Origin of the sequence: Nesterenkonia halophila, assembly GCF_009467795.1 — a bacterium.
Lineage (GTDB): Bacteria > Actinomycetota > Actinomycetes > Actinomycetales > Micrococcaceae > Nesterenkonia > Nesterenkonia halobia.
Window position 1 is genome coordinate 137277 of sequence record NZ_WIAX01000012.1, and the last position, 11970, is coordinate 149246.

10 protein-coding genes and 1 tRNA gene are annotated in these 11970 nt (G+C 72.3%); 5 read left to right on the top strand and 6 right to left on the bottom strand.

The window, feature by feature from the left end:
- Nucleotides 1–4 precede the first annotated feature (4 nt).
- The 6 genes from GCL72_RS06225 to GCL72_RS06250 form a co-directional block, all read right to left on the bottom strand.
- Nucleotides 5–90 (bottom strand) — tRNA-Leu (locus GCL72_RS06225).
- A gap of 159 nt (nucleotides 91–249) precedes the next feature.
- Nucleotides 250–1344, bottom strand: coding sequence for a lipoate-protein ligase LplAB (gene lplAB, locus GCL72_RS06230; RefSeq protein WP_153143844.1), 1095 nt, complete (start codon nucleotides 1342–1344; stop codon nucleotides 250–252).
- Nucleotides 1345–1448: 104 nt separating this feature from the next.
- On the bottom strand, nucleotides 1449–1706 hold the full coding sequence (locus tag GCL72_RS06235; RefSeq protein WP_010525047.1) for a type B 50S ribosomal protein L31: 258 nt from the start codon (nucleotides 1704–1706) through the stop codon (nucleotides 1449–1451).
- An 85-nt stretch (nucleotides 1707–1791) separates the two neighbouring features.
- A complete protein-coding gene (locus GCL72_RS06240) occupies nucleotides 1792–1932 on the bottom strand; it encodes a hypothetical protein (RefSeq protein WP_153143845.1) in 141 nt (46 codons plus the stop codon).
- Nucleotides 1929–2753: a sulfite exporter TauE/SafE family protein gene (locus tag GCL72_RS06245; RefSeq protein WP_153143846.1), complete on the bottom strand. Its 825-nt coding sequence runs from the start codon at nucleotides 2751–2753 to the stop codon at nucleotides 1929–1931. Before GCL72_RS06245 ends, GCL72_RS06240 begins: the two co-directional genes overlap by 4 nt.
- Nucleotides 2753–3538 carry an ABC transporter ATP-binding protein gene (locus tag GCL72_RS06250; protein ID WP_153143847.1) on the bottom strand — a complete coding sequence of 262 codons (786 nt, stop codon included), beginning with the start codon at nucleotides 3536–3538 and terminating at the stop codon, nucleotides 2753–2755. Before GCL72_RS06250 ends, GCL72_RS06245 begins: the two co-directional genes overlap by 1 nt.
- A gap of 71 nt (nucleotides 3539–3609) precedes the next feature.
- On the opposite strand from GCL72_RS06250, the gene serB reads away from it, so the two are divergent.
- The 5 genes from serB to zwf all read left to right on the top strand — a co-directional run bounded on the left by serB (nucleotide 3610) and on the right by zwf (nucleotide 11949).
- A complete protein-coding gene (gene serB, locus GCL72_RS06255) occupies nucleotides 3610–4632 on the top strand; it encodes a phosphoserine phosphatase SerB (protein ID WP_246161046.1) in 1023 nt (340 codons plus the stop codon).
- A gap of 353 nt (nucleotides 4633–4985) precedes the next feature.
- Nucleotides 4986–7118, top strand: coding sequence for a transketolase (tkt, locus tag GCL72_RS06260; RefSeq protein WP_170289574.1), 2133 nt, complete (start codon nucleotides 4986–4988; stop codon nucleotides 7116–7118).
- A gap of 146 nt (nucleotides 7119–7264) precedes the next feature.
- Nucleotides 7265–8407: a transaldolase gene (gene tal / locus GCL72_RS06265; protein WP_153143848.1), complete on the top strand. Its 1143-nt coding sequence runs from the start codon at nucleotides 7265–7267 to the stop codon at nucleotides 8405–8407.
- Nucleotides 8408–8651: 244 nt separating this feature from the next.
- Nucleotides 8652–10301, top strand: coding sequence for a glucose-6-phosphate isomerase (locus GCL72_RS06270; protein WP_153143849.1), 1650 nt, complete (start codon nucleotides 8652–8654; stop codon nucleotides 10299–10301).
- A 13-nt stretch (nucleotides 10302–10314) separates the two neighbouring features.
- Nucleotides 10315–11949: a glucose-6-phosphate dehydrogenase gene (zwf, locus tag GCL72_RS06275; RefSeq protein ID WP_246161047.1), complete on the top strand. Its 1635-nt coding sequence runs from the start codon at nucleotides 10315–10317 to the stop codon at nucleotides 11947–11949.
- Nucleotides 11950–11970: the final 21 nt, after the last annotated feature.

An 11970-nucleotide genomic window follows, 5' to 3' on the forward strand; every position in this document is an offset into this window, starting at 1 on the left:
TTCGTGCGCGAGACGGGACTTGAACCCGTACCCTCTAATACGAGGACTAGCACCTCAAGCTAGCGCGTCTACCTATTCCGCCACCCGCGCAGGTGCCGTGCACCGCCGACGCCGTCGGCGGCACCAGAAAACTCTAGCACGGCCCGGCCGCCGCCCACCAATCGGCGCCTCGAGTCACCACGACCTCCTCGACTCCCCGGCACCCCTCGGCGCATCCGGCACACCGCCGCGCCCGTCCCGCCGACCGGCTCAGGGCACCCGGGCTGTCCACTCCTCGGTGCCGAACTTCTCCTCCACCAGCCGCCGGGCCCGGTCCATCTCATGCTCGCGGATCTCGGCGACCTCTGCGCCGTGGCGCCGGGCGAAGACCTCCACGAACGTGTCCAGGATGTCCTCGCGGGCCATGCCCGTCTGGCTGCGCAGCGGGTCCACGCGCTTCACCGCCGAGCGGATCCCCTTGTCGGAGATCTTCTCGCGCCCTATCCGCAGCACCTGCATCATCCGCTCGGCGTCCATGTCGTAGCTCATCGTCACGTGGTGCACCATCGCGCCGCCGGCCAGCCGCTTCTGCGCCGCGCCGCCGATCTTGCCCTGCGGGGAGACGACGTCGTTGAGCGGCTGATACTCCGCCTCCACGCCGACCTCGCGCAGCGCCTCCATCATCCAGGAGTCGAGGAAGGGGTAGGAATCGGCGAAGCTCATCCCGTCGACCAGCGACGTCGGCAGCGACAGCGAATAGGTCACGCAGTTGCCCGGCTCCATGAACATCGCCCCGCCGCCGGAGATGCGCCGGACGACGGTGGTGTCCTGGGCGGCGGCGGCCTCGGCGTCGACCTCGTTGGCCAGCGACTGGAAGGAGCCGATCACCACGGCCCGCTCGTTCCAGTCCCAGAGCCGCATCAGCGGCGGCCGGTTCCCCGCGGCGACTTCTTCGGTGAGCACCTGGTCGAGGGCCGCGTGCAGCGCGATGGGCAGCTTCTGCGCCGGCAGCACCTCCCAGCGGTGATCCTGCCAGCGGGTGGCGTGGCCCAGCGCCCGGCGCACGGCGATGCCCACCGCCTCGGGGTCGAAGCCGAACAGCTCGGCCTCGGCGCGCAGCCCGGAGCGGACGGCCTCGGCGATCGTCGCCCGGGAGGCGTCGGTCGGCAGCCCCACCAGCGCGTGGTTGATGTCGGCCAGAGCCTCGTCCGGCTCCAGGAAGAAATCACCGTTGACCGAGGCGTCGCCGATGACGCCCCGGTCCGGGTCGACGGTCACATCGACCACGACCAGCTTGCCGCCGGGAACCTTGTACTCGCCGTGGGGGACGTCCTCGTCTCGGTGGGCGCGCTCGACAGCACTCATGGCCCCCATCCTACGCTCGGCGCCGCCGCCGGCGCGCACGACGAAGGGGGCCTCGACCGCAGTCGAGACCCCCTTCGTGCGACGGACCGTCGTCGGTCAGCAGCTCACTGGCCGCCGCCGAAGCCCTTGAAGCGCTTGTTGAACTTGTCCACGCGGCCGGCGGAGTCCATGATCCGCTGCTTGCCGGTGTAGAACGGGTGCGACGCGGCGGAGATCTCGACGTCGATCACCGGGTAGGTGTTGCCGTCCTCCCACTCCATGGTCTTCTCGGAGGTGGCGGTGGAGCGGGTCAGGACCTTCTCGCCGGAGGCCAGGTCGTTGAAGATGACCGGCGCGTAGGCGGGGTGGATGTCAGACTGCATAGGTTCACGTGTCCTTCGTGTCTGCCGCTGGTTTTTGCCAGAAGCGCGTGGATCGTCTCAGTCCATGGTGGACCAACATGACATGTTAACCCAGACCGGGTCGCCGGCCCAACTCCCAGCAGGCCACCGCCGCGGCCGAGGCTCCGGGCCGCAGGTCGACGCCGTCCAGCCGGATCACCGGATCCGGCACGGCCTCCGCCGCCGACGTCGCGGGCAGGTCGCTCATCCGACCACCAGATCGCGGACCATGACGCCCAGCGCCACCAGCCCCAGCACGACGATCACCCCGCGCAGCACCCCGGGACTGAGCCGCCGTCCCACCCAGGCGCCGGCGAATCCGCCGATCGTCGAGCCCACGGCGACGATGAGCACCACCGGCCAGGCGATGCGGTCGAAGGCCAGCAGCAGGTAGCTCGCCGCCGCCGTCAGGTTCACGGTGAGCACCAGCGCGTTCTTCACCGCGTTGGCGTGCTGCATGGTGCCGGCGAGGAAGACTCCGAGGATGCCGACCAGCAGCACGCCCTGGGCGGCGACGAAGTAGCCGCCGTAGACGCCGGCGCCGAAGACCAGCGCCGTCAGCGCGGCCGAGGGGCGCGGGTCGGGGTCGACCGGCCGGCCGGCCGGCTGCTCGTCCCGGGCCCGGGCGGCACGGGAGGCTACCCATCTCTTCAGCCGCGGCTGGCCGAGGACGAAGCCCAGCGCGACGACGATGAGCAGCGGAGCGACGGTCTCGAAGACCTGCTCCGGCAGCGTGAGCAGCAGCAGCGCCCCGATGACGCCGCCGACCAGCGAGGCCGGCACCAGGCGCAGCAGCGTGGTGCGCACCTGGGCGATCTCGCGGCGATAGCCCAGCGTGCCGGTGACGTTGCCGGCGATGAGCCCCATCGCGTTGGAGATCGTCGCAGTCACCGGAGGGAAGCCGACGGCGACCAGCACCGGGAAGGTCACCAACGTGCCGGAGCCGACGACGACGTTGATCGCCCCGGCCCAGATCGCCGCCAGGGCGATGATCAGGATCTGGTCGAGGCCGAGCCCCAGCAGCTCCATCAGGAGGCGGCGAAGGCCGAGAACCGTCCGTCGCGGCGGTGCAGCTCGAGCGGCATGTCGAAGGTCTCGGAGAGCGTCTCCGCGGTCAGCGTCTCGTCGATCGGCCCGGAGGCGACGGTCCGGCCGTCGCGCAGCATCAGCACATGGGTGAAGCCCGGCGGGATCTCCTCGAGGTGGTGGGTGACCAGCACCGTCGCCGGAGCGTCCTCGGCGCCGATCAGTCGCGAGGTGCGCTGGACCAGCCACTCGCGGCCGGCCAGGTCCAGGCCGGCGCCGGGCTCGTCGAGGAGCAGCAGCTCGGGGTCGGTCATCAGCGCCCGAGCGATCTGCACCCGTTTGCGCTCGCCCTCGCTGAGGCTGCTGAACGGGCGGTCGAAGGCCGTGCTCACGCCCCAGGCGTCGAGCAGCTCGAAGGCCCGGCGCTCGTCGAGGCGCTCGTACTCCTCGCGCCAGCGGCCGGTGACGCCGTAGGCGGCGGTGACCACGGCGTTGAGCGCGGTCTCGCGCTCCGGCAGCGAGCCCGCCACCGCGTTGGAGCACAGGCCGATGCGCGGACGCAGCTCGAAGACGTCGACGGCGCCGAGGGTCTCGTCGAGGATCTGCACCGCGCCGCTGGTCGGGTGCAGGCGGGCGGCGGCGACCTGCAGCAGCGTGGTCTTGCCGGCGCCGTTGGGGCCCAGCACCACCCACCGCTCGTCCTCGCCGACCGTCCAGGACACGTCGTCGAGCAGATGCGTGCGGCCGCGGCGGACGCTGACGTCTTGGAGATCGAGGACTGGACTCATGCGCCCCACACTATCGAAACCGTGCCGGGCGCACGGCGGCCGCGTCATGGCGACGCTATTCTGGAGCCATCATGACTGAGTCCACGCCCGCCGCCTCCTCCCCCTCCTCGTCGGCGGCCTCCGCCGACCGCCCCGCCGACGCTCCCGCCGACCTGCCTGCCGGCACAGTGGCGATGCTCGCCGCCGAGACGCTGCCCGCTCCGCTGCTGCGCGCCCTCACCGCGGAGATGCGCCGCCGCGGCGCCGTCCACGCGGTGGAGGTCCACGACGTCCCGGTCCGCGCGGTCGGCGCGGCCGAGCCGACGACGGTGCGCGCGGCCCGCTGGTCGACGACGCTGACCGACTCCGACGACGGCCACGGCCACCAGCTGCTGGTCTCGCTGCTCGAGGACGCCGCCGCGCAGCTCGACGCGCCGCAGGAGGCGACCGTCACCGTGCTTCCGGCGGCGCTCCGCCCCGCGGATCCGGGGATGCTGATCATGGATGTCGACTCCACGCTCATCGACCAGGAGGTCATCGAGCTGCTGGCCGCCCACGCCGGCCGCGAGGCAGAGGTCGCGGAGGTCACCGAGCGGGCGATGCGCGGCGAGCTGGACTTCGCCGCCTCGCTGCACGAACGGGTCGCGGCCCTGACTGGACTGCCGACCTCGGTGATCGCCTCCACCGTCGAGGCGGTCTCCCCCACCTGCGGAGCCGCGGAGCTCATCGCCGCCTGCAGCCGCCGCGGCTGGCCCGTCCACGCGGTCTCGGGCGGCTTCCTGCAGGTGCTCGAGCCGCTGGCGGCACGGCTGGGGCTGAGCGAGGTCGGCGCCAACGACCTAGCCGTGGCCGAGGACGCACTCACCGGAGCGGTCGCCGGACCGGTCGTCGACCGGGCGGCGAAGGCCGCCCGGATGCACGAGTGGGCGGCGGCCGCGGGCCTCCCGTCCTCCTCGGTGGTCGCGATCGGCGACGGCGCCAACGACCTGGACATGGTCACCGCCGCCGGCGTCGGCGTCGCCTTCTGCCCGAAGCCGGCGCTGGCCGACCAGGCGGACCTGGTGATCCGCCATCGATCGCTGGACCTGGTCCGGCTGGCGCTCGGGATGGGCTGAGCCGGCGCCGGAACCTCCGCCGTCGTCGGACGTCATCCTCCGCACGGTCCGGTCCTCCCGATCTGCTCATCTGAGCACTGCTGACCCGCGGCGCCGGCCGGGCGGGTCCCGCATTCCGGGCCGTCACCCAGCACCCTCCCCTGGCGCGCGACGGCGGCGAGGAGGAGGATGGGGACCGAGGGTCCGACGCCCGCCGGAGGCTCCGACCTCAGAGGGATCATGCGCTCTCGTGAGCGTTCGACGATCCCCACATGATGCGAGACACAGAGGCTGTGCGGCGGTACTCTGGACGGGCGCGGCACGACGATGTGCGGCCTCTCTTCGTCATCCGTAGACACCTTGGAGGAACTTCAGTGACCGATACAGCCGTGAACGACTCCGCCGTCTTCACCGATCTCGATCGGCGGGCCGTGGACACGCTGCGCGTGCTCTCCGCCGACGCGGTGGAGAACAGCCCCGGCGCCGGCCACCCGGGCACGGCCATGTCGCTGGCCCCGGCCGCTTATCTGCTCTTCCAGCGCGCCATGAAGCACGACCCCGAGGACCCGGAGTGGATCGGCCGCGACCGCTTCATCCTCTCGGCCGGGCACAGCTCGCTGACGCTGTACCTGCAGCTCTACTTCTCCGGCTACGGCCTGCAGCTCGACGACGTCGCGGCGCTGCGCACCTGGGGCTCGCTGACCCCGGGCCACCCGGAGTACGGCCACACCGACGGCGTGGAGATGACCACCGGCCCGCTGGGCCAGGGCCTGGCCTCCTCCGTCGGCTTCGCCTACGGCCAGCGCCGCATGCGCGGCCTGCTGGACCCCGAGGCCCCGGCCGGCGAGTCCCCGTTCGACCACAGCGTCTTCGTCATCGCCTCCGACGGCGACCTCGAGGAGGGCGTGACCTCCGAGGCCTCCTCGCTGGCCGGCCACCAGGAGCTCGGCAACCTCGTGGTGATCTGGGACGACAACCGGATCTCCATCGAGGACGACACCGAGATCGCCTTCACCGAGGACGTCGAGGCCCGCTACGCCGCCTACGGATGGCACGTGCAGCGCGTCGACTGGACGAAGACCGGCGACTACGTCGAGGACATCGCCGAGCTCGACCGCGCTATCGCCGAGGCCAAGGCCGCCACCGACAAGCCCTCGCTGATCGCGCTGCGCACGATCATCGGCTGGCCCGCGCCGACCAAGCAGAACACCGGCGCGATCCACGGCGCCAAGCTCGGCGGCGAGGAGGTCCAGAGCGTCAAGACGGTCCTGGGCTTCGACCCGGAGCAGAACTTCGTCGTCGAGGACGAGGTCCTCGCCCACGCCCGTCAGGTCGCCGACCGCGGCGCGGCGGCGCGCCGCGAGTGGGACACCGCCTACCAGGCCTGGCGCGAGGCCAACCCGGAGAACGCGCAGCTGCTCGACCGGCTGCAGGCCGGCGAGCTGCCGGAGGACTGGGAGCAGGCGCTGCCGGAGTTCCCGGCCGGCGACGCGCTGGCCACCCGTGCCGCCTCGGGCAAGGTCCTCAACGCCATCGGCGAGGTGCTGCCGGAGCTGTGGGGAGGCTCGGCCGACCTCGCCGGCTCCAACAACACGCTGATCACCGAGTCGCCGTCGTTCGTCCCGGAGAGCCGCTCGACCTCGAAGTTCGCCGGCAACCCCTATGGACGGAACCTGCACTTCGGCGTCCGCGAGCACGCCGCGGCGGCGATCACCAACGGCATCTCGCTGTCGACGCCGCTGCGCACCTACGCCGGCACCTTCCTGATCTTCAGCGACTACCAGCGTCCGGCCGTCCGGCTGGCGGCGCTGATGGGCGCGGGCTCGATCTTCGTCTGGACCCACGACTCCATCGGCCTCGGCGAGGACGGCCCGACCCACCAGCCGGTCGAGCAGCTCTCCAGCCTGCGGGCCATCCCCGGCCTGGACGTCGTCCGGCCCGGTGACCCGAACGAGGTCGCCGTCGCCTGGCGCGAGGTCCTCAAGCGCGCGGACCGGCCGGCAGGCCTGGCGCTGACCCGCCAGGGCATCCCGACCTTCGAGCGCGGCGCCGGCGAGGCCACCGCCGAGGCCTTCGGCTCGGTGGAGGGCGCCGCGAAGGGCGCCTACGTGCTGGCCGAGGCCGTCCGCGACGGCGCCGTGGTCACTCCGGACGTGCTGCTGATCGGCACCGGCTCCGAGGTCCACCTGGCCGTGGAGGCCCGCGAGCAGCTGGCCTCGACGGGCGTCGCCGCCCGCGTGATCTCCATGCCCTCGCAGGAGTGGTTCGCCGAGCAGACCGCGGAGTACCGCGAGCAGGTGCTGCCGGCTGCGGTGAAGGCCCGCGTCTCGGTCGAGGCCGCCCACCCGCAGGGCTGGCGCGAGATCGTCGGCGACGCCGGTCGGATCGTCGGTCTGGACCACTTCGGCGCCTCCGCCGACTACAAGACGCTCTACCGCGAGTTCGGCATCACCACGGAGGCCGTCGCCGCGGCCGCCGAGGAGTCCATCGCCGCCGCGTCGAGCTGAGCCGCGTCGCCCTGATCCGCCTCCGGATCGTCCGTGCCCCGGCCCCGCGCCGGGGCACGGAGGGCATCGGGAACAGCCCGCCGACTGCACAGCGTTCATACCGGGGAGACGTCCGCTGACGCCGCCCCGCCGACAGGAGACATTCCATGACTGCGAATCCTGAGACCACCACTGCGAACCCGAACACCCAGGCCCTCTCCGACCTCGGGGTCTCGATCTGGCTGGACGACCTCTCCCGCGAGCGGCTCAACGCGGGCGAGCTGCCCACGCTCATCGCCGGGCGGAACGTGGTCGGCGTGACCACCAACCCGACCATCTTCGAGAACGCCCTGAAGAACGGCGAGGCCTACGAGCAGCAGCTCGCCGAGCTGGCCTCCGCCGGCGCCGACGCCGAGAAGGCCGTCTACGAGATCACCACCGACGACGTCCGCCAGGCCTGCGACGTCTTCGCCGACGTGCACTCGGCCACCGACGGCGTCGACGGCCGGGTCTCCATCGAGGTCGACCCGCGTCTGGCCCGCGACACCGAGGGCACCATCGCCCAGGCGCGGCAGCTGTACGAGGCCGTCGGCCGCGAGAACGTGATGATCAAGATCCCGGCCACCGTCGAGGGCCTCGAGGCCATCTCGACCGTGCTGGCCGACGGCATCAGCGTCAACGTCACGCTGGTCTTCTCGCTGGAGCGCTACCGCGCGGTGATCAACGCCTTCATGCTGGGGCTGGAGAAGGCGCTGGAGAACGGCCACGACATCTCCCGCATCCATTCGGTGGCCTCGTTCTTCGTCTCCCGCGTGGACGCCGAGGTCGACAAGCGGCTGGAGCTCGCCGCCGAGGAGGGCAAGCAGGACGCCGCGTCGCTGCGCAGCCAGGCCGCCATCGCCAACGCGCGGCTGGCCCACCAGATCGCCGGGGAGTCCTTCGGCTCCGAGCGCTGGCAGGCCCTCGCCGACCGCGGCGGCCACCCGCAGCGCCTGCTGCTGGCCTCCACCGGCACCAAGGACCCGAACCTCTCGGACACGCTCTACGTGACTGAGCTGGCCGGCGCCGGGGTCGTCAACACCATGCCGGAGAAGACGCTGGAGGCGCTGGCCGACCACGGCACCGTCGACGGCGACACCCTCTCCGACACGTACGTGGAGGCCAACCGCGTCCTCGACGGCATCTCCGCGATGGGCATCTCCTACCGCGACGTCGTCGACACGCTCGAGGCCGAGGGCGTCGAGAAGTTCGAGAAGTCCTGGGAGGGGCTGCTCGACACCATCACCGAGGGCCTGCGGCGCAACAGCTGAGACCCTGCTGAGGAGGTCCTGCCGGTGCGCCGCGGACGCGCACCGGCAGGACCTCTCAGGAAAGCGCATTCCATCCCACTGTCCCGGGGCCGGCCGGCCCCGGATCGACCCGGCCTGCGCGGAGCCGCGGGACCGGACCTGCATCGGACACCGCCCTCCCCCACCCCGCCGCCTGCGGCGGACCCGCCCCGGACGACCGGTCCGTCCCCGCACCGACCGGCCCCGCTTCGAAAGGATGCACACCATGAGTTCGCTCTCCCTGTCCCTGCGCGGCGCCGCGCGGGAGGCCGTCGATGCCGAGGTCCCCGGCCTCGTCGACCACGAGTTCGCCTCCCGTCTGGTCGCGAAGGACCACACCCTGTGGGGCCGCGCCGCGGAGGACGAGGCCGCGAAGCGTCTCGGCTGGGTCGCGCTCTTCGACGACTCCCGCGCGCTGCTGCCGCGGCTCGAGCAGCTCCGCGCCGAGCTCGCCGATGAGGGGGTGACCCGGGTCGTGCTGGCCGGCATGGGCGGCTCCTCGCTCGCCCCGGAGGTCATCTGCGCCACCGAGGGCGTGGAGCTGACCGTGCTGGATTCCACCGACCCGCAGCACGTCGCCGCAGTGGTCGCCGAGGACATCGAGTCCACGGTGCTGGTCGTCTCCTCGAAGTCCGGCTCCACAGTGGAGACCGACTCGCAGCGGCGCATCGTCCAGCGGGCGATGACCGCCGCCGGCGTCGATCCGCTGCGCCGGACCGTCGTCGTCACCGACCCCGGGTCCCCGCTGGCCGAGCAGTCTGCGGCCCAGGGCGTGCGTGCCGTCTTCGAGGCCGACGCGACGGTGGGCGGACGCTACTCGGCGCTCACCGCCTTCGGCCTGGTCCCCTCGGGGCTCGCCGGCGCCGACGTCGCACAGCTGCTCGACGACGCCGAGGAGGCCGCGGGCGTGCTGGCCGCCGACGACGCCACCAACCAGGGGCTGCAGCTCGGCGCCGCCGTCGGCGGCACCCGGCCGCTGCGCGACAAGGTGGTCCTCGTCGACGCCGGCTCCCCGCTGGTCGGCCTGGGGGCCTGGATCGAGCAGCTGCTCGCCGAGTCCACCGGCAAGGAGGGCACCGGCCTGCTGCCGGTCCTCGTCGCCGACGGCGAGCCCGAGCTGGCCCGCGACGCCGACGACGTGCTCGTCGTCCAGATCGTCGACCCCGACGCCGAGGACGGCACCTCCGTCGACGGCGACCTCGGCGACACCGTGGCCTCGCCGCACGTCGTGCGCACCGGGGGCAGCCTGGGCGCCCAGTTCGTGCTCTGGGAGGTCGCCACGGCGGTGGCGGGCTCGCTGCTGGGCATCAATCCCTTCGACCAGCCGGACGTGGAATCCGCCAAGGCCGCCGCGCGCGGCCTGCTGGACTCGCCGGCGCCGCAGGCCGGCCACGCCGTCGTCGACGGCGCCGTGGAGATCCGCGTCTCCGGCGACGCCGCGCAGGCCGCCGCGGCGACCACCGTCTCCGGTGTGCTCGAGGCGCTGGTCGGGGAGATCCCGGAGGCCGGCTACCTGGCCGTGATGGCCTATCTGGACCGCACCTCGGAGACCGCGCTGGAGGAGATCCGCCCGGAGCTGGCCCAGCGCGCCGGCCGCCCGGTGACCTTCGGCTGGGGCCCGCGCTTCCTGCACTCCACCGGCCAGTTCCACAAGGGCGGCCCGCATGTGGGAACCTTCCTGCAGATCACCACCACCGCCGCCGAGGACGTGGAGGTCCCCGACCGCCCGTTCACGCTGCAGCAGCTCATCGCCGCCCAGGCGGCGGGCGACGCCCAGGTGCTCGCCGACCACGGCATGCCCGTGGTTCAGCTGCATCTGACCGACCGCGCCGCCGGCCTGCAGCAGATCCTCGACGTCGTCCACTCGCCGTCCTGACCAGGAGATCCCGATGACCACCACGCTTCGGCCCGACGGCCGGGAGCCCGCCGCCCGCCCCGGGACCTCGAGCTCCGGCGGCAACAACCCGCTGCGCGACGTCCGCGACCGACGCCTGAGCCGCATCGCCGGCCCCAGCGCGATGGTGATGTTCGGCGTCACCGGAGACCTGGCCCGGAAGAAGCTGCTGCCGGCGCTCTATGACCTCGCCAACCGCGGCCTGCTGCCGCCGAGCTTCTCGCTGGTCGGCTTCGGCCGTCGCGACTGGAGCCACGAGCAGTTCGCCGCCGAGGTCCGCGGCCACGTCGAAGCCTCGGCGCGCACCGCCTTCGACGAGACCGTCTGGGAGCAGCTCGCCGCCGGCCTGCGCTTCGTTCCCTCGGAGGGCTTCGACGACGACGACGCCTACCGGCGGCTCGACGAGACCCTCGAGGAGCTGCGCGTCGCGCGCGGGACGCAGGGCAACCACGCGTTCTACCTGTCGATCCCGCCGAACTCCTTCGAGGCCGTCTGCCAGAAGCTCTCCTCGCACGGTCTGGCCTCCCGCGACGACGTCGTCGACGCCGGCGCGGCGGCCGGCGCCGGCCGCCGCGCCGAGGCGCCGTGGAGCCGCGTGGTCATCGAGAAGCCCTTCGGACACGACCTGGCCTCGGCCCGGGAGCTGAACCGCGTCGTCGAGCAGGTCTTCCGCCCCGACTCGGTCTTCCGCATCGACCATTACCTGGGCAAGGAGACGGTGCAGAACCTGCTGGCGCTGCGCTTCGCCAACCAGCTCTTCGAGCCGCTGTGGAACGCCCAGCACGTCGACCACGTGCAGATCACCATGGCCGAGGACATCGGCATCGGCGGCCGCGCCAGCTACTACGACGGCGTCGGCGCGGCCCGCGACGTGATCCAGAACCACCTGCTGCAGCTGCTGGCGCTGACGGCGATGGAGGAGCCGATCTCCTTCGACGCCGACGACCTGCGCACGGAGAAGGAGAAGGTCCTCGCCGCCGTCCAGATCCCGGAGGACCTCGACGCCGCCTCGGCCCGGGGGCAGTACACCTCCGGCTGGCAGGGCGGCGAGCAGGTCGTCGGGTTCCTCGACGAGGAGGGCTTCAACCCCGCGTCGAAGACGGAGACCTTCGCGGCGCTGAAGCTGGACATCAACACCCGCCGCTGGTCGGGGGTGCCCTTCTACCTCCGGGCCGGCAAGCGCCTCGGCCGGCGGGTCACCGAGATCGCCGTGGTCTTCAAGCGGGCTCCCAACCTGCTCTTCCGCGACCACGACGACTCCGAGTTCGGGCAGAACGCGGTGGTCATCCGCATCCAGCCCGACGAGGGCGCCACGATCCGCTTCGCCTCCAAAGTGCCCGGCACACAGATGGAGGTCCGCGATGTGACGATGGACTTCGGCTACGGCCATGCGTTCACCGAGGACAGCCCCGAGGCCTACGAGCGGCTCATCCTGGACGTGCTGCTCGGCGAGCCGCCGCTGTTCCCCCGGCACCAGGAGGTCGAGCTCTCCTGGAAGATCCTCGACCCGTTCGAGGATCACTGGGCGTCCCTGGATGCTCAGCCCGAGCCCTACTCCCCCGGCAGCTGGGGCCCCGATTCGGCCCATGAGCTGCTGGCCCGCGACGGACGCACCTGGCGCCGGCCGTAGGCGCAGACCCTAGGAGACAGC